At 60.6% G+C, this 17,145-nt stretch carries 18 protein-coding genes and 1 tRNA gene; 11 read left to right on the forward strand and 8 right to left on the reverse strand.

Annotated elements, in window-relative coordinates:
• Window positions 1-247 precede the first annotated feature (247 nt).
• The 3 genes from K2O50_RS10200 to K2O50_RS10210 all read right to left on the reverse strand — a co-directional run bounded on the left by K2O50_RS10200 (window position 248) and on the right by K2O50_RS10210 (window position 3,507).
• On the reverse strand, window positions 248-2,368 hold the full coding sequence (locus K2O50_RS10200; RefSeq protein ID WP_052896024.1) for a TonB-dependent siderophore receptor: 2,121 nt from the start codon (window positions 2,366-2,368) through the stop codon (window positions 248-250).
• Between the two features lie 138 nt (window positions 2,369-2,506).
• Complete coding sequence (locus K2O50_RS10205) at window positions 2,507-3,208, reverse strand: YoaK family protein (protein WP_050706412.1); 702 nt, start codon at window positions 3,206-3,208, stop codon at window positions 2,507-2,509.
• Window positions 3,209-3,240: 32 nt separating this feature from the next.
• Window positions 3,241-3,507, reverse strand: coding sequence for a GNAT family N-acetyltransferase (locus K2O50_RS10210; RefSeq protein ID WP_050706413.1), 267 nt, complete (start codon window positions 3,505-3,507; stop codon window positions 3,241-3,243).
• A gap of 139 nt (window positions 3,508-3,646) precedes the next feature.
• Here K2O50_RS10210 and K2O50_RS10215 point away from each other — a divergent pair, with 139 nt between their 5' ends.
• Complete coding sequence (locus tag K2O50_RS10215) at window positions 3,647-4,381, forward strand: alpha/beta fold hydrolase (RefSeq protein WP_220690009.1); 735 nt, start codon at window positions 3,647-3,649, stop codon at window positions 4,379-4,381.
• 6 nt (window positions 4,382-4,387) lie between these two features.
• On the opposite strand, the gene K2O50_RS10220 is transcribed toward K2O50_RS10215, so the two are convergent.
• The 3 genes from K2O50_RS10220 to K2O50_RS10230 form a co-directional block, all read right to left on the reverse strand.
• Window positions 4,388-5,002 carry a dihydrofolate reductase family protein gene (locus K2O50_RS10220; RefSeq protein ID WP_050706414.1) on the reverse strand — a complete coding sequence of 205 codons (615 nt, stop codon included), beginning with the start codon at window positions 5,000-5,002 and terminating at the stop codon, window positions 4,388-4,390.
• 243 nt (window positions 5,003-5,245) lie between these two features.
• The gene (locus tag K2O50_RS10225) at window positions 5,246-5,458 is read right to left on the reverse strand and encodes a cold-shock protein (RefSeq protein ID WP_007956027.1); all 213 of its coding nucleotides are present in this window, start codon (window positions 5,456-5,458) and stop codon (window positions 5,246-5,248) included.
• A 163-nt stretch (window positions 5,459-5,621) separates the two neighbouring features.
• Window positions 5,622-5,924, reverse strand: coding sequence for a hypothetical protein (locus K2O50_RS10230; protein WP_050706418.1), 303 nt, complete (start codon window positions 5,922-5,924; stop codon window positions 5,622-5,624).
• 333 nt (window positions 5,925-6,257) lie between these two features.
• Between K2O50_RS10230 and thrS the strand changes: the two genes are divergently transcribed.
• From thrS to K2O50_RS10275, 9 genes are all read left to right on the forward strand, one after another.
• Entirely contained in the window at window positions 6,258-8,180 is a 1,923-nt protein-coding gene (gene thrS / locus K2O50_RS10235) for a threonine--tRNA ligase (protein ID WP_028691465.1), read from the forward strand.
• The gene (gene infC, locus K2O50_RS10240) at window positions 8,180-8,731 is read left to right on the forward strand and encodes a translation initiation factor IF-3 (RefSeq protein ID WP_172402370.1); all 552 of its coding nucleotides are present in this window, start codon (window positions 8,180-8,182) and stop codon (window positions 8,729-8,731) included. Before thrS ends, infC begins: the two co-directional genes overlap by 1 nt.
• 63 nt (window positions 8,732-8,794) lie before the next feature.
• On the forward strand, window positions 8,795-8,989 hold the full coding sequence (gene rpmI, locus K2O50_RS10245) for a 50S ribosomal protein L35 (protein WP_003250667.1): 195 nt from the start codon (window positions 8,795-8,797) through the stop codon (window positions 8,987-8,989).
• Window positions 8,990-9,016: 27 nt separating this feature from the next.
• Window positions 9,017-9,373, forward strand: a complete 357-nt coding sequence (gene rplT / locus K2O50_RS10250) for a 50S ribosomal protein L20 (RefSeq protein ID WP_003250671.1) — start codon at window positions 9,017-9,019, stop codon at window positions 9,371-9,373.
• 111 nt (window positions 9,374-9,484) lie between these two features.
• Complete coding sequence (pheS, locus tag K2O50_RS10255) at window positions 9,485-10,501, forward strand: phenylalanine--tRNA ligase subunit alpha (protein ID WP_028691467.1); 1,017 nt, start codon at window positions 9,485-9,487, stop codon at window positions 10,499-10,501.
• A 31-nt stretch (window positions 10,502-10,532) separates the two neighbouring features.
• Window positions 10,533-12,914, forward strand: a complete 2,382-nt coding sequence (gene pheT / locus K2O50_RS10260) for a phenylalanine--tRNA ligase subunit beta (protein ID WP_050706419.1) — start codon at window positions 10,533-10,535, stop codon at window positions 12,912-12,914.
• Window positions 12,915-12,918: 4 nt separating this feature from the next.
• Window positions 12,919-13,221 (forward strand): integration host factor subunit alpha, encoded by a 303-nt coding sequence (gene ihfA / locus K2O50_RS10265; RefSeq protein WP_009394049.1) that lies wholly within the window; start codon window positions 12,919-12,921, stop codon window positions 13,219-13,221.
• Window positions 13,202-13,558 carry a MerR family transcriptional regulator gene (locus K2O50_RS10270; RefSeq protein ID WP_011533210.1) on the forward strand — a complete coding sequence of 119 codons (357 nt, stop codon included), beginning with the start codon at window positions 13,202-13,204 and terminating at the stop codon, window positions 13,556-13,558. The genes ihfA and K2O50_RS10270 overlap by 20 nt, the downstream gene beginning before the upstream one ends.
• Window positions 13,559-13,657: 99 nt before the next feature.
• Window positions 13,658-13,734: transfer RNA gene (locus tag K2O50_RS10275), tRNA-Pro, on the forward strand.
• 270 nt (window positions 13,735-14,004) lie between these two features.
• Here K2O50_RS10275 and K2O50_RS10280 read toward each other — a convergent pair.
• Window positions 14,005-15,684: a hypothetical protein gene (locus tag K2O50_RS10280; RefSeq protein ID WP_156329651.1), complete on the reverse strand. Its 1,680-nt coding sequence runs from the start codon at window positions 15,682-15,684 to the stop codon at window positions 14,005-14,007.
• Between the two features lie 253 nt (window positions 15,685-15,937).
• On the opposite strand from K2O50_RS10280, the gene K2O50_RS10285 reads away from it, so the two are divergent.
• Window positions 15,938-16,639 (forward strand): HNH endonuclease, encoded by a 702-nt coding sequence (locus tag K2O50_RS10285; RefSeq protein WP_256206014.1) that lies wholly within the window; start codon window positions 15,938-15,940, stop codon window positions 16,637-16,639.
• A 65-nt stretch (window positions 16,640-16,704) separates the two neighbouring features.
• Here the strand turns inward: K2O50_RS10285 and K2O50_RS10290 are convergent, their stop codons facing one another.
• The gene (locus tag K2O50_RS10290; protein WP_082337793.1) at window positions 16,705-17,145 is read right to left on the reverse strand and encodes a very short patch repair endonuclease; all 441 of its coding nucleotides are present in this window, start codon (window positions 17,143-17,145) and stop codon (window positions 16,705-16,707) included.

Raw genomic sequence — 17,145 nt, forward strand, 5'->3', positions numbered from 1 at the left:
AGATCACACAGCCTCCGGGCCGCGCTGTCGTGCAGGGAACAGGGTTCCAGCGTGGGAGCGGGCTTGCCCCGCGATCACCGGCGAAGCCGGTGCCAAACGCCGCATCGCGGGGCAAGCCCGCTCCCACGCTGCCCCAGTCAAATCAAAGAATTATGTTTTGTTCCATGAGAGCGGGCTTGACCCGCGATGAGGCCAACCCAGTAAAGGCTGGTGTTCGCAGAACAAACCCGTTCCTACAGTCGGCAGGTCAGAACCGGTAATTGACACTGGCCTCAAGGGTTCGTGGCGCACCCGGGGTGATCAGGTCCACCGAACCATGGGCCGAGGCGTAGTAGTCGCGGTCGAAGGCGTTCTTCAGGCGCAAGGCCGCATCCCAGTGCTGCACGCTGTACAACAACGCGGCATCGAAGGTGGTGTAGCCGGGCATCACCACGTTGTTGTCCAGCGCGGTGTAGCGCTCGTCGACGTAGTTGGCGCCGGCGGCCACGCGCCATTCGGGGGTGAGGGTGCGCACCAGCCAGACGTTGGCGCTGTTGCGTGGTGTCAGGGTGGGCACCTGGCCTTCGTTGGCGACGCCGTTGGTCTTGCTGTTGGACTTGGTGATCTCGGCATCCAGATAGGCGTAGCCGGCATAGATCTGCCACTTGTCGCTCAACTGGCCGCTGAGGGTGGCCTCGAAGCCGTCGGTGCGTTGTTCACCGGCCAGGATGGTGAGGTTGGGATTGCTCGGGTCGGCGGTCTTCATGTTGGTGCGTTCGAGGCGGAACACCGCGGCGGTCAGCGACAGGCGACTGTCGAGCAGGTCCCACTTGGCGCCCACCTCGTAGTTGGTGGTCTCCTCGGGTTCCAGGCCTGCATTGGTCGGCGATACCGCGAACACCTCGCCTGAAGGCTGGTAGCTGCGGCTGACCGACACGTAGTAGGACTGCACCTGGTCAGGCTGGTAGACCAGGCCGGCGCGTGGGCTCCAGGTCTTGTCGGTGCGGTCGAGGTCGACGTTCTGCACCCGGGCGTCGTTGTACTCCTGGCCGAAGATGTCGTAGCGCACGCCCAGCAGCGCCTTCCACTGCGAGGTCAGTTCGATCAGGTCCTGCACGTAGAAGCCGCTGGTCTGCTGGTAGTTGGTACCTTCGGAGGACAGGTTGGCGGCGTGTTCCGGCACTGCCACCAGGGCGTCGCGGTACACCGGCACGCGGGCGACGTTGTTCTGGCTGTAGACACGCTGGTATTTGTCCTGGAAACCCACCTCCACGCCATACAGCAGGTTGTGCTGCATGCCGGCCAGTTGCGCCTGCTGCTTGAGCTCGGTCTGGTTGAACACGCCGGACTCGTCGCGGGCCACGTTGCCGCGATTGAGCTTGACCAGCAGTTCACCGTCGGGCGCGGTGACGAAGCGTGTCGGGCTGCTGTCGGCCAGGGTGTTGTTGCGGTCCAGGTCGTAGCGGTAGTAGCGGCTGGTGTTGGTCAGGGTGAGCGCGTCGTTGATGCGGTAGTCCAGGCTGGCGGTAAACGAGAACACTTCGCTGCGCGCATAGTCCTGGGACGCGTTGCCCGAACCGAAACGCTTGTCGCGGCTGACGTCTACCGGACGGTTGCCCAGCGCGGGGATGCCGAAGTCGATCAGGCGCTTGTCGTACAGGTAGGTTGCGCCGAGGTTCAGTTCCAGGTCGTCGGACAGTTTGAAGTAGGCCGACGGCGCAATGGCCTTGCGATCGATGTAGCCGTCATCGCGGAAGGTGTCGCTGTCTTCGAAGGCGCCGGTGATACGATACGCCTGGTTGCCTTGCGGGTCGGCCCAGCCGCTGTCGAACTGGGTGCGGCGCTTGCCCTCGCTGTCGAAGCTCACGCCGACTTCCTGCTTGGGGGCGAAGCCGGGTTTCTTGCTGATGCTGTTGATCAGGCCGCCCGACGAACCACGGCCATAGAGCACGGCGGCCGGCCCCTTGATGACCTCGACCCGCTCGATGTTGGAGAGGTCGCGAAAGTACAGGGCGTCGTCGCGCACGCCGTCGATGTACATGTCGCCAATGGCGCTGAAACCGCGGATGGTCACCTGGTCGCGCTGGCCATCGCCGTTGGACAGGCCGACCCCGGGCACGTTCTTGAGCACGTCTTCCATGGATTGGGCGCCCTGGTCCTTGATCACGCTCTCGGGCACCACGTTGACGGTCTGCGGGATGTCACGCAGCGGGGCGTCGATCTTCAGCGCGCTCTTGCTCTCGCTGGCCTTGTAGCTCTGCTGTTCGTAGGCGCCGGTCACCGAAGTCGCCGGCAGGGCGAGCGGGTCTTTGTTTTCAGCATGAAGGGCAGGGGTGACCAGCAGGCCCAGCATCGACAGGGACACTGGGGCAACGGACTTCTTGGCCATCGAATGCGACTCATTTGTTGTTGTGAGGTCGCGAATGGTAATGGTTCGCAAATGCAAAGCAAGTGTAAAGGCGACATATTCAGAAAAATATTTTCTGTTGTCGCAGGTATCCACGTGAGTGTCGGTTCGGCGATGCGCTCAACGCGGCATGTAGCCCAGTTGCCAGGCCCGCGGAATGAACACCGTCACCAGTGCCAGCAGACAAGCCAGGCCGCAACTGGCCGCCAGCGCCTGCAAGCCAAGCCGCTGCTGCAGCCAGGCGCCGAGCGCGGCGCCCAGCAGCATGCCGCTCCAGGGCACCAACTGCACCCGCCAGCCATCGCGCCGCTCACCCAGCAACCAGCGTCCCAGGCCACGACCGAAGCGCGACAGCGCGCCGGTGACGTAGGTCAGGCCAATCGGCAGGCCGTTCACCTGCTCGACCACGGCGTTGAGCATGCCCATGGCCAGGGTGGCCGCGATCAGCGCGGGGAAGGTGATCGATGCCGGCCAGGCCGCGGCGAAGGCCAGCAGGGTGGCGACGATCAGCAGCAAGGGCGCGGCGCGCCGGTTCAGGCGCCGGGCCAGCAGGACGCCCAGGGTGTTGCCCAGCACGAAACCGAGGATCGCCAGGGCCAGGCGCAGGATCAGCGCTAGGTCCGCCTGGCTGATGGCCACCGCCAGGCGCGTGGTGTTGCCACTCATGAACGAGACGAAGTCGCCCAGCGCCAGCAGGCCGATGGCATCGGTCATGCCGGCCAGCACCGACAGCCCGGCCACCAGCCCCAGGCCGACCCGCCCGCGCAGGGCCTGCAAGCGAACGCGGCGGACACTGTGCTGGGAGGCGGCGGTGGGCAGCATGGGACGGGTCTCCGGGGCAGGGGGCTCTGATCTTATACCCGGGCCATGGCCTTGCGCATGGGGATGCAGGACAGTTCGAGGCCAAAGGGCGACTGGTAGGTCGATAACGCGTCGCCGACGTAGCCGCAGTTGCGATAGAACGCGGCGGCGTTGAGGGTGGCATCCAGATGGGTCGTTTCCAGGCCCTCGGCCCGGGCGATGCCTTCGAGGTGTTCGACCATCCTGCGGGCGATGCCCCGGCCCATGAACGACGGCAGCACGAACAGCGCGCCCAGCTCGCCGCTGTGCAGGTCGAGCATGCCGGTGGCGGCAATCGTAACAAGGGCGTCCGGGAAAACACTGATTGGCGCGACGCAAGGGGATTGTGCTGTTAAATCACCATGGCAGGTCGCATGCTGCGGGCTTCCCGCAAGCACAGTGTCGAGGCAGGCAATGGCAATGGATACGCCCGTGGTAATGGTCAATGGCCTGATCGGCTGCCTGGATCACCCGACGTTTCAGCGCACCCTGCGACCCAGGAAGGTGTTTGCCCCGGACCTGCTCGGCTACGGCAGCCTGGACGACACGCCGTCGACGCTGGTCGACATCGACGCCCAGGTCGAACACCTGCGGCGGATCCTGCTGGCGCGCAACCTGCCCTATGTGCACCTGCTCGGCCACTCCGTGGGCGGGGTGGTGGCGATGCTGTTTGCCCGGCGCTATCCGGCCAGTGTGGCGAGCGTGATCAGTGTCGAGGGCAATTTCACCTTGAAGGATGCGTTCTGGTCGGCGTCGGTGGCGCGTATGGTCCCAAACGAGGCCGAGGCATTGCTGCAAGGTTATCGTGACGATGCCTCTGCCTGGCTGGCGCGCTCCGGCATCATGGCCGATCCTGGGCGCCTGGTCCTGGCGGACCAGTGGCTGGCCCACCAGGGCGCGGGCACGCTGCAGGCCATGGCGCGCTCGGTGGTCGCGGTGACCGGCGTACCAGGCTACCTGACGGAGCTGCGCACGTTGTTCGCCACGAAACCGGTGCATCTGGTCGCCGGCGAACATTCGCGGGCTGGCTGGGATGTACCGGGCTGGGCCGAGGAGCAGGCGGCCAGTTTTACCGTGCTGCCGCGTGTGGGGCACCTGATGATGCTCGAAGACCCGCAAGGCTTCGCCAACGCCATCGCCCGCCTGCTCGACTGACCGGGCTCAGAACGATCCTGTCTGCACCTCGCCGCTGCGCACGTAATGGGCCAGCAGCACCCCGTTGGGCGTGCTGCTCGATTCCACCAGCTTGAAGGCTGCGGCCCGTGCATCGTCACCGAACAGGCGCTTGCCGCGCCCCAGCAGCAGGGGATGGATCAGCAGGCGCAGCTCGTCCACCAGCCCGGCCGCCAGCAGCTGGCGTACCAGTTCACCGCTGCCCTGGGTCAGCAGCGCCGGGCCCTCCTGTTGCTTGAGCGCGCGCACCGCGCCTGTCACATCGGCGCCCAACGGGTGGCTGTTTTGCCAGTCGATGGATTCGGGGCGGTGGGTGGCGACATGCTTGGCCACGCCATTGAACAAGTCGGCCAACGGACGATCCGGCGCCTCGGGCCCGACTTCTGGCCAGAACCCGGCGAAGATGTCGTAGGTGCGCCGCCCCAGCAGCAGTTCGAACGGTTGGCTGAACAAGGTCTGCATGGCCTGGCCGAAGGCCTCGTCGGCCAACGGCGGGATCCAGCCGCCACGGGTGAAGCCGCCGCTGGTGTCCTCCTGCGGACCGCCGGGGGCCTGCATGACGCCGTCGAGGGTGATGAAGGCGGCGACGATGAGCTTGCGCATGGGATGAATCTCCTCGGGTGGGTGTGCTGGGTAGTCGAACGGGGTTGGCGAAAATCGACAGCAGTGCTGAACGATAGTCAGGGTTCGACGGGGCGGTGCACGGGAGGAGAGAAAGCAGGGGCGGGGTACGCGCTCGTCTGCAGGAGCGGCTTCAGCCGCGAGGCCGGCAGCGGGGCCGTGTTGTCCTGGCAGGCAATAAAAAACCCGCCACAAGTGGCGGGTTTTTTTGCAGCTATCCGAAAATTACTCCGGACGAACCTGCGCAGCCTGCATGCCCTTCTGGCCTTTTTCGGCGACGAAGGAAACAGTTTGGCCTTCTTTCAGGCTTTTGAAACCGTCGGTTTCGATAGCCTTGAAGTGTACGAACAGGTCGTCGCCGCCGCCTTGAGGAGTGATGAAGCCGAAGCCTTTCTCATCGTTGAACCACTTGACGGTGCCGGTTTGGCGATTGGACATGGGGTGAATCTCCAGAAACATGATTTTTTATCGGGGTGCGATGTCGCCGTGGCTTCAGTAGCACCGACGACACTATAGTCCATTTCTGCGTATCTAGCGCCTTTTACCTTCGCAGGATGTTGATCCAGCGCAAAAGATGCGTGCAATGGCCCGCTAACCCTGGTTATTTCGGCTTGCAGGTGGCCTGAACCACCTGCTGGGCCTTCTGCATCAGTTTGGCGTCAACGCCGTCCTGGCTGTCGAGGTCCTCGATCTCCTTGTCGTTGAAATTCTTCTTGATGGCTTGGGCGCCACACTCGCAGTGTTTCTTCGCCGTCGCCGCGTCCACGCCCTGGCCGCTCGCCACCTGTTGGCACTGGGTCATGTAGTGCGCTTCCTTACCGGCGGGGAAATTGCCTGCGTTGGCAGCCAGCGGCAGCAGCAGGGCGCTTGCGGCGCAGGCAGCCAGAAGGGACTGAAGTCGCATAACCGAACACTCCTTGGGTAAAGGTCTCATCAAGAGTAGGTTGCTTCAGAAGGTCTGATAGGAAATTTTCCGTACAAGTTCACCCCGGCAACGTAATTTCCAAATATTTCTGCGACCCGGTGCAACCCGCGTGCTAGCATGCTCGGCTTGCGGCTCGCCACTGGCAGCCTGCAACTTTTACCTTCCAGTCACTCTGGTTCGACCCTGGCAGGCCGAAAGGTCTCTGCCACTGTGAGGCAGGCTTTCCCGCGGGAAAGGCAGGGCGGATCTTGTACTGGCTCATCCCAACCCACGTGACCTTTGGTAGGGGTCACCACTAGGAGAGGAGGCGCCATGCCCGTTATTACTCTTCCCGATGGCAGTCAACGCACGTTCGACCAGCCGGTATCCGTAGCCGAAGTCGCCGCATCCATTGGTGCGGGCCTGGCCAAGGCCACCCTGGCCGGCAAGGTCGACGGCAAGCTCGTCGATGCCTGCGACAAGATCGACCACGACGCCACTCTGCAGATCATCACCCCTAAAGATGAAGAGGGACTGGAGATCATCCGTCACTCGTGCGCCCACCTGATCGGCCACGCGGTGAAGCAGCTGTACCCGACCGCCCGCATGGTGATCGGCCCGGTGATCGACGAAGGCTTCTATTACGACATCGCCTACGAGCGTCCCTTCACCCCGGACGACCTCGCCGCCATCGAAAAGCGCATGCAGCAGCTGATCGACACGGATTACGACGTCGTCAAGAAGATGACCCCGCGCGCCGAAGTCATCGACGTGTTCACCCAGCGTGGCGAAGACTACAAGCTGCGCCTGGTCGAGGACATGCCGGATGAACAGGCCATGGGCCTGTACTACCACGAAGAATACGTCGACATGTGCCGTGGCCCGCACGTGCCGAACACCCGCTTCCTGAAAGCGTTCAAGCTGACCAAGCTGAGCGGCGCCTACTGGCGCGGCGATGCCAAGAACGAGCAGCTGCAACGCGTGTACGGCACCGCCTGGGCCGACAAGAAGCAGCTGGCCGCCTACATCCAGCGCATCGAAGAAGCCGAAAAACGCGACCACCGCAAGATCGGCAAGCAGCTCGACCTGTTCCACCTGCAGGAAGAAGCCCCGGGCATGGTGTTCTGGCACGCCAACGGCTGGACCGTGTACCAGGTGCTTGAGCAGTACATGCGCCAGGTCCAGCGTGAAAACGGCTACCAGGAAATCAAGACCCCGCAGGTCGTCGATCGCATCCTCTGGGAGCGTTCCGGCCACTGGTCCAACTACGCCGAGAACATGTTCACCACTTCGTCGGAAAACCGCGACTACGCGGTAAAACCGATGAACTGCCCGTGCCACGTGCAGGTGTTCAACCAGGGCCTCAAATCCTACCGCGACCTGCCGCTGCGCCTGGCCGAGTTCGGTGCCTGCCACCGCAACGAGCCGTCCGGTGCCCTGCACGGCATCATGCGCGTGCGTGGCTTCGTGCAAGACGACGCGCACATCTTCTGCACCGAAGACCAGGTGAAGAAAGAAGCCGCCGACTTCATCAAGCTGACCCTGGATGTGTACAAGGACTTCGGTTTCACCGACGTCGCCATGAAGCTCTCGACCCGCCCGGCCAAGCGCGTGGGCTCCGAAGAGCTGTGGGACCGCGCCGAAGGCGCGCTGGCCGACGCCCTGAACGAATCGGGCCTGGAGTGGGAATACCAGCCGGGCGAGGGCGCGTTCTACGGTCCGAAGATCGAGTTCACCCTGCGCGACTGCCTCGGCCGTAACTGGCAGTGCGGCACCCTGCAGTACGACCCGAACCTGCCCGAGCGCCTGGACGCCAGCTACATCGCCGAAGACAACAGCCGCGTGCGCCCGGTGATGCTGCACCGCGCCATCCTCGGTTCGTTCGAGCGCTTCATCGGCATGCTCATCGAGCACTACGCCGGCGTGTTCCCGGCCTGGCTCGCCCCGACCCAAGCCGTGATCATGAACATCACCGACAAGCAGGCCGATTTCGCCCTCGAGGTGGAAAAAGCCCTGAACGGTAGCGGATTCCGTGCCAAGTCGGACTTGAGAAATGAGAAGATCGGCTTTAAAATCCGCGAGCATACGTTGCTGCGGGTCCCTTATCTTTTGGTTATAGGGGATCGCGAAGTCGAAACGCAAACCGTCGCTGTGCGCACCCGCGAAGGCGCTGACCTGGGCTCGATGCCCGTCGCGCAGTTCGCTGAGCTGCTGTCGCAAGCGGTTTCCCGGCGTGGTCGCCAAGAATCGGAGTAATGACTATTAAGCGTGAAATGAGAAACGATAAACGAACTGCACCGAAAGCCCCGATCAACGAGAATATCTCGGCACGCGAGGTTCGGTTAATTGGTGCTGACGGCGAGCAGATTGGCATCGTCTCGATTGATGAAGCGCTGCGTATCGCTGATGAAGCGAAGCTGGATCTGGTGGAAATCTCTGCAGACGCGGTACCGCCCGTCTGCAAGGTGATGGACTACGGCAAGCACCTCTTCGAGAAGAAGAAGCAGGCCAACGAAGCCAAGAAGAACCAGAAGCAGATCCAGATCAAAGAAATCAAGTTTCGTCCAGGGACGGAAGAAGGGGATTACCAGGTAAAACTACGCAACCTGGTACGTTTCCTTAGCGATGGGGACAAGGCCAAGATCTCTCTGAGATTCCGCGGCCGTGAGATGGCCCACCAGGAGCTGGGCATGGAGCTGTTGAAGCGGGTCGAAACCGACCTCGCCGAATACGGCACCGTTGAGCAGCATCCGAAGATGGAAGGACGCCAGCTTATGATGGTCATCGCCCCCAAAAAGAAGAAGTAATCTCCCGGGCACGGCAGGCCTGATGATTATTGTGTAATTTTTATTCGAATGCGGAGTTCCAACATGCCAAAGATGAAAACCAAGAGCGGTGCTGCGAAGCGCTTCCTGAAGACGGCTTCCGGCTTCAAGCACAAGCACGCTTTCAAGAGCCACATCCTGACCAAAATGTCGACCAAGCGTAAGCGTCAACTGCGCGGTGCCAGCCTGCTGCACCCGTCTGACGTGGCAAAAGTCGAGCGCATGCTGCGCGTTCGTTAATTCTGGTTAAGATAGAGGAAGTTACTCATGGCTCGTGTTAAGCGCGGCGTTATCGCTCGTAAGCGTCACAAAAAAATTCTGAAACTGGCTAAAGGTTACTACGGTGCACGTTCGCGCGTATTCCGTGTAGCCAAGCAAGCGGTCATCAAGGCAGGCCAATACGCCTACCGCGACCGTCGCCAGAAGAAGCGTCAGTTCCGCGCACTGTGGATCGCTCGTATCAACGCCGGTGCCCGCACCAACGGTCTGTCGTACAGCCGTCTGATTGCTGGCCTGAAAAAGGCGTCGATCGAAATCGACCGTAAGGTTCTGGCCGATCTGGCAGTGAACGAAAAAGCGGCGTTTGCTGCGATTGTCGAGAAGGCTAAAGCCGTACTGGCTTAAGTACCCACGACAATCATCCGGCGGCGCCTGCGCCGTCGGGTGTAAAACGTCATCGGATAGGGGAAGAGCCTTCAAAAGCTCTTCCCCTATTTTCGTATCTGGAGTCTGTACATGGAAAACCTGGACGCGCTGGTCGCCCAAGCCCTCGAGGCCGTGGAACGCGCTGAAGACATCACTACCCTGGAACAGATCCGGGTTCAATTCCTCGGCAAGAAAGGCGAGCTGACCCAGGTGATGAAGACCCTGGGCAACCTGCCAGCCGAAGAGCGCCCCAAGGTTGGCGCGCTGATCAACGACGCCAAGGAACGCGTCACCGACGTGCTCAACGCACGCAAGGCCGGTTTTGAAGAGGCTGAGCTCAACGCTCGCCTGGCCGCCGAATGCATCGACGTCACCCTGCCAGGCCGTGGCCAGACCACCGGCGGGCTGCACCCGATCACCCGTACCCTCGAGCGCATCGAGCAGTTCTTCACCCACATCGGCTACGGCATCGCCGAAGGCCCCGAGGTCGAAGACGACTACCACAACTTCGAAGCGCTCAACATCCCCGGCCACCACCCGGCCCGGGCGATGCATGACACCTTCTATTTCAACGCCAACATGCTGCTGCGCACCCACACCTCGCCGGTACAGGTCCGCACCATGGAAAGCACCCAGCCGCCGATCCGCATCGTCTGCCCAGGCCGTGTGTACCGTTGCGACTCGGATATCACCCACTCGCCGATGTTCCACCAGGTCGAAGGCCTGCTGATCGACCGCGGCATCAACTTCGCCGACCTCAAGGGCACCATCGAAGAGTTCCTGCGGGTGTTCTTCGAGAAAGAACTGGCCGTGCGCTTCCGCCCGTCGTTCTTCCCCTTCACCGAGCCGTCCGCCGAAGTCGACATCCAGTGCGTGATGTGTTCCGGCAAGGGCTGCCGCGTGTGCAAGCAGACCGGCTGGCTGGAAGTGATGGGCTGCGGCATGGTCCACCCGAACGTGCTGCGCATGTCCGGCATCGACCCGGAAGAGTTCCAGGGCTTCGCCTTCGGCATGGGCGCCGAGCGCCTGGCCATGCTGCGCTATGGCGTCAACGATTTGCGTCTGTTCTTCGACAACGACCTGCGGTTCTTGGCTCAATTCCGCTAGGCCCAATCGACGCAACTTTCAGGAGAACAGCATGAAATTCAGTGAACAGTGGCTGCGCGGTTGGGTAAACCCGCAAGTCTCCCGTGACGAACTGGTTGCCCGCCTGTCCATGGCCGGCCTCGAAGTCGACAGCGTGACCCCCGCTGCCGGCCAGTTCAGCGGCATCGTGGTGGGCGAGATCCTCACCACCGAACAACACCCGGACGCCGACAAGCTGCGCGTGTGCCAGGTGAGCAACGGCGCAGAGACCTTCCAGGTGGTCTGCGGCGCCCCGAATGCCCGCCCAGGCATCAAGATCCCGTTCGCCATGATCGGCGCCGAACTGCCGGGCGACTTCAAGATCAAGAAAGCCAAGCTGCGCGGCGTCGAGTCGTTCGGCATGCTCTGCTCGGCTTCCGAGCTGCAGATCAGCGAAGAGAACGACGGCCTGCTGGAACTGGCGGCTGACGCCCCGGTTGGCGAAGACATTCGCAAGTACCTGAACCTCGACGACGCCAGCATCGAGATCGGCCTGACCCCGAACCGCGGCGACTGCCTGTCCCTGGCGGGCCTTGCCCGTGACGTCAGCGCCCTGTACGACGTGCCGGTCACCCGCCCGGTGGTGCCAGCCGTACCGGCCGCCCACGACGAAGTGCGCCCGGTCGAAGTCAGCGCCCCGGCCGCCTGCCCACGCTACCTGGGCCGCGTGATCCGCAACGTTGACCTGAGCAAGCCGACCCCGCTGTGGATGGTCGAGCGCCTGCGCCGCAGCGACGTGCGCAGCATCGACGCCGCCGTCGACATCACCAACTACGTGATGCTCGAACTCGGCCAGCCGATGCACGCCTTCGATCTCGCCGAAATCAACGGCGGCATCCGCGTACGCATGGCCGAGGAGGGCGAGAAGCTGGTCCTGCTGGACGGCCAGGAAGTCGCCCTGCGCGCCGACACCCTGGTGATCGCCGACCACACCCGCGCCCTGGCCATTGCCGGCGTAATGGGTGGCGAGCACAGCGGCGTCAACACCGAGAAGACCCGCGACCTGTTCCTCGAGAGTGCCTTCTTCGAGCCGATCTCCGTCGCCGGCAAGGCCCGTTCCTACGGCCTGCACACCGACGCCTCGCACCGCTACGAGCGCGGCGTGGACTCGCAACTGGCCCGTGAAGCCATGGAGCGCGCCACCGCCCTGATCCTCGAGATCGTTGGCGGCGAAGCAGGCCCCGTAGTCGAGACCGTGAGCGAGCAGCACCTGCCGAATATCGCGCCGATCACCCTGCGCGCCGAACGCATCACCCAGATGCTCGGCATGCAGATGGACGCCGCCCAGGTCGAGCAACTGCTCAACGCCCTGGAGCTGAAAACCAGTGCCAATGGGGCGGGGGAGTGGACTGTCACCGTCCCAAGCCACCGCTTCGACGTCAGCCTGGAAGTCGACCTGATCGAAGAGCTGGCCCGCCTGTACGGCTACAACAACCTGCCGGTCCGCTACCCGCAGGCCCGCCTGGCCCCGCAAGCCCGCCCGGAAACCCGCGGCGAGCTGCCGAACCTGCGCCGCCTGCTGGTTGCCCGCGGCTACCAGGAAGCCATCACCTACAGCTTCATCGACCCGAAACTGTTCGAGCTGTTCACCCCAGGCGTCGAGCCGCTGCTGCTGGCCAACCCCATCTCCAGCGACATGGCCGCCATGCGCGCCTCGCTGTGGCCGGGCCTGGTCAAGGCGATGCAGCACAACCTCAACCGCCAGCAAGACCGCGTGCGCCTGTTCGAAAGCGGCCTGCGCTTCGTCGGCCAGCTCGGTGACCTCAAGCAGCAGCCGATGATCGCCGGCGTCGTCACCGGCAGCCGCCAGCCAGAAGGCTGGGCCAACGGTCGCGACGGCATCGACTTCTTCGACGTCAAAGCCGACGTGGAAGCCCTGCTGGGCTACTCCGGTGCCCTGAGCGACTTCAGCTTCGTCGCCGGCAAGCACCCAGCCCTGCACCCAGGCCAGACCGCCCGCATCGAGCGCGACGGCAAGGAAGTCGGCTACCTCGGCGCCATCCACCCGGAGCTGGCCAAGACCCTCGGCCTCGACCGCCCGGTGTTCGTCTTCGAGCTGGTGCTTGGGGATGTCGTGGAAGGGCGCCTGCCGAAGTTCAGCGAGCTGTCCAAGTTCCCGGAAACCCGCCGTGACCTGGCCTTGATCGCAGGTCGTGATGTGGCTTCTAGCTCGGTGCTTGAAGTAATTCGTGACAATGCAGGCGAATGGCTCACAGACCTCAGGCTGTTTGACGTCTACCAGGGTAAAGGCATTGATCCTGATAGAAAAAGCCTGGCCGTCGGCTTGACCTGGCAACATCCATCGCGCACTCTTAACGACGATGAGGTGAATGAAACCCTGCAAACCATCCTCACCTCGCTTGAACAAAGGTTGAACACCACGTTAAGGAAATAACGGCATGGGTGCTCTGACGAAAGCTGAGATGGCCGAAAGGCTGTACGAGGAGCTGGGGCTTAACAAGCGTGAGGCCAAGGAGCTGGTCGAGCTGTTTTTCGAAGAAATTCGGCACGCGCTTGAAGACAACGAGCAGGTCAAGTTGTCCGGTTTCGGTAACTTCGACCTTCGCGACAAACGCCAGCGGCCGGGCCGCAACCCTAAAACAGGGGAAGAGATCCCGATCACCGCGCGCCGCGTCGTCACCTTTCGTCCAGGGCAGAAGCTGAAAGCCCGGGTAGAGGCCTATGCTGGAACCAAGCCATAACGACGAGCTGCCCCCCATCCCGGGCAAACGCTACTTCACCATCGGTGAAGTCAGCGAGCTCTGTGCGGTAAAACCGCACGTGCTGCGCTACTGGGAGCAGGAATTTCCGCAGCTCAACCCGGTGAAGCGCCGTGGCAACCGGCGGTATTATCAGCGCCAGGACGTGCTGATGATCCGCCAGATCCGCGCTTTGCTGTATGACCAGGGCTTTACCATTGGCGGGGCGCGGTTACGGCTCTCCAGTGATGAGGTCAAGGATGAGTCCAGCCAGTACAAGCAGCTGATTCGGCAGATGATTGCGGAGTTGGAGGATGTGTTGGTGGTTCTGAAGAAGTGACCTGGTTGGCGACGAGTGGAAATTTTTGAAAAAAAGCTTCCATTATTCAAAAGGTTAGGTTAAATTCTTCAACGTTCTCAGCGGTATCGAGAATGATGTCGGGGCGTAGCGCAGCCCGGTAGCGCACTTGCATGGGGTGCAAGGGGTCGAGTGTTCGAATCACTCCGTCCCGACCAAAATACTCCAAAGAATCCAGTCACTTAGCGGTGACTGGATTTTTTTATGGGGAGTCGAAAATTGTGGGTATAAGAAAAGTACTCGCTACTTATGCCTCTACTCGAAAAGTGTGCCTCTTCACCCAGATGAAAATTGTAGTGCTCTCTGGGTAGGTGGACGTATGCGTTGGCTGATTTGTCATCCAACCAACGATACAAAACAGACCGTTTTGTCGATCTGCCACTCGAAACGCTATATCTTGAGCGTTTAGGTAAAATGATAGCAGATGATCAAGATTCTGGAAGAACGTGTAGATCTACTGATAGATCAGGAAAGCGATACTCGAAACGTCGTTCTTCTTGGCGCGTGAAACGAGCTTGATGTTCTAGAGCTAGTCGAGGTATTTGGGAGAGGATGTCTCCGCAGAGGTTGCCCTGAATTATATGCAGTATTTCTGGCCAGCCGAGCCAGGACGCCCGGGTGTCTTGGTTTGTTTCCCCTGTAAATCGAGCTGCATACCGGGCTACGACATAGAGTAGAGGAGGGCCGTCAGAGGCCTTGGCATTCAGTCCTAGCGCCCTGACAAGCTGGGCGGAGGTACGCCCGTCGACCCAAGAAGTTACTCGTTCTGTCCATTCGTTGGCTTTCGTTATATTTCGCCTGCGGCTTTCACGCTCCGACAGGGAAAATCCGAAAATATCGTGCCATTTCAGTTGCACCAGCACCAAGGTGCCATGGCGCTTATCGAGAATTATTGCGTCCACATCCGTTATCTTCGAGCCATCGGCGCGTCTTAACTGGAAGCCGTGTAGAGGTACCAGAAAGTCCTGATTTGGGAATGCCTTCGCTAGATCGGAACGGAAGACTGCCTCCCTTCGATCTACACCACGGTCCCAATCACTCTTATAGGTGCTGCGTAGATGGCGAAACAGTGCGAAGTACGGATTGGTCAGCGTACCGAAGCAAGGAAGCAGTACGTGATCTTTTCCAAAGTCGACGTATTGTGTGCAAGGCACCTCATAAGCCTTTTCCCAGTCTTCCAGATTCTCGCTTCCCAGGGTGAGTGCTTGCATGGTCGCAGGGACGCGAGCCGCAGTCAGCCCTGCTTCCTGCCAAACCTTGTTGATGTCGCCTTTTCTTGCGAATAGTGTCAGTAAATTACTTGCATCGACCTGAGGCCTTTTTTCCTGCAGAAGGCCCACGAAATCTATATGGCATAGAATGCGCCCTAAAGCCTGATTGCAGGCGTGGATCCATTCGCCGAAGGTTCTATCACCGATCCTGACATCTCCAGGGAGAGCTTCTGCCTCTAGGTAGGCAGTTCCATAGCGTTTGGCTCGTGCTAGATAGGTGGATACGATTTCCTGATCGTTGTCGTAGCGAATGAACCATCCACCATGCACATCGACGAAGGATTTCATGCGTTTGCGTAGGCGCATCCACCCAAGTTCTTCTTGTGTGTCGTCCGAATTATCTAGCAGCGCACGTTCACTCGCAGCCCTGCTTGCATGTTGCAAGGCTACCTCAGGAGTGCTGTTGGGAATTTGAATAAGTATATGGCCGGTGCTCACAAATGATGTCGTAGCGAGCCCCTGACGCTCCAATGCTGCCATTCTTGACAAGTGGGTGAGTTGGCCGCAGCAACTGAGGTATGAGTATGCGAAATTGGCGACATCTGCTCTCATGGGGCCCCAGGGCACCCCACTGGGTTGCTCACCAAGCTTGGCGAGAAACGGGCGTAATGCTGCCGCTGCGCCCAAGGCCATGACGCGATGAGGCAGGTTACCGCCCTTTCTGGTCTCTAGGGCCTGTAGGCGAATTACTGCTGATGTATCAAGGGCACGGATCAAGGCGATGACTGCTTCTTTTTCATAGCCATACCACATCTTGGCAGCTTTCTTCTGGAATGTACGCAGCTGTTGGTCAATAGCAAGTTCTGCGTCAGTTCGGTATCCATGACTTGGGTTCATATAGCAATCTCGAGAAAAGCTTGTTAAGCGGTAGCCCATGAGCTTTTGAAAGGCTAGCCTTTAGAATATGCAAAATTAAGGAAAATAGATGCATCCATTTATCGTTGGGCTGGAATATGAGCGTTCCCGCCTTCTTGACTTCGTTGGTAGTCGCCAAATGCAGTCTGGTGTCCTTTGGGGAAGCAAAGAGTTGGGATGTCTGATTTGTACCTCCGGCGGGAGAGGGGGAAAAAGGGCTGGATATTCGGATGAGATGTTAGCCGACGGTAGCTGGTGGTACTTTGCGCAAGGGTTGGTTGGAGACCAGTCCCTGTCAAACGCAGCCAATTCAAAGCTCACATCAGGGAAGCTGTCTGTGCTGTTCTTCACGACACGGGAGCCCACCGCACGAGAAGTCGCAGCCCGAGGTGGATACGGAAAGCTGTTTGCATTTCGTGGGGACTTCAATGTCGTTGGTTTCGAACCGTTCGTACCGAGCGATGGCAATCGAAAAGGGGACAGGCTATGGCGGTTCCGCTTGGTTCCGGTAGGGGATAGTGGCGACCACTGGAGGGGGAGCGAAAATACTAATGCGGAAAGCCATAGCGACCTGCAGGAGCTGCAACGAAGCTTATACGTGGAATCCCTCGGATCTGGAGGTGGTATTAGCTTGCAGGAGTATCGTCGTCGTAGTGCCGCGGTGCACCTCTACGCGACGCTCCGAGCCGATGGCCGATGCGAGGGCTGTGGCCTGCATGCTCCGTTCTCTCGCCCTGATGGCCGGGCCTTTCTGGAAGTCCATCACATGACCCGACTCGCCGACGATGGTCCTGACCTGCCTGCTAACGTCGCGGCTCTTTGCCCGAACTGCCATCGCCGTGCCCATTACTCCATTGACCGGATGGAGTTTGGTTGCGCTCTTCGAGAGCATGTTGCTCTTCTAGAGGAGCGAATCGCTTCAGGGCAAAGGACATAGTCCGATGGAATAAGCAAGTAAACGCGATGGCCCTAAAGTCCGGGCCGCAGGGCTGCTTCAGTCAATTACCGATACTTTCCGTGGCCACGACTACGGATAACCTCATATAGGCGTTCGCCAGTCTTCTGGGCTTTTTTGGCAGATGTCAGTTCACACTCCCATACGACAAGTACCATCCATCCCAAGGCCTGCAAATCTGTTGCTACTCGCGCGTCACGTACGACATTCTTTTTGAATTTCTCCAGCCAGAAGGCTGTGTTGCTCTTAGGAGTCGTGGCGATATTGCATCCCTTGTGCCTATGCCAGAAGCACCCATGCACGAATACCACGGTCCTGTATCGCGGGAACACGAGATCTGGCTTGCCGAGTAGCCCTGCGCCATGCAATCGGTATCGGAGTCCGAGCCGATGGAGGACCTTACGTAGCGCTAGCTCGGGCTGCGTATCCTTGCCCCGGATGCGTGACATTCTGTCCGAGCGCTCTGCGGGAGAAAGGAAGTCTGTCAT

This window comes from Pseudomonas sp. 2hn (assembly GCF_019646095.1).
Classification (GTDB): Bacteria; Pseudomonadota; Gammaproteobacteria; order Pseudomonadales; family Pseudomonadaceae; genus Aquipseudomonas; species Aquipseudomonas peradeniyensis.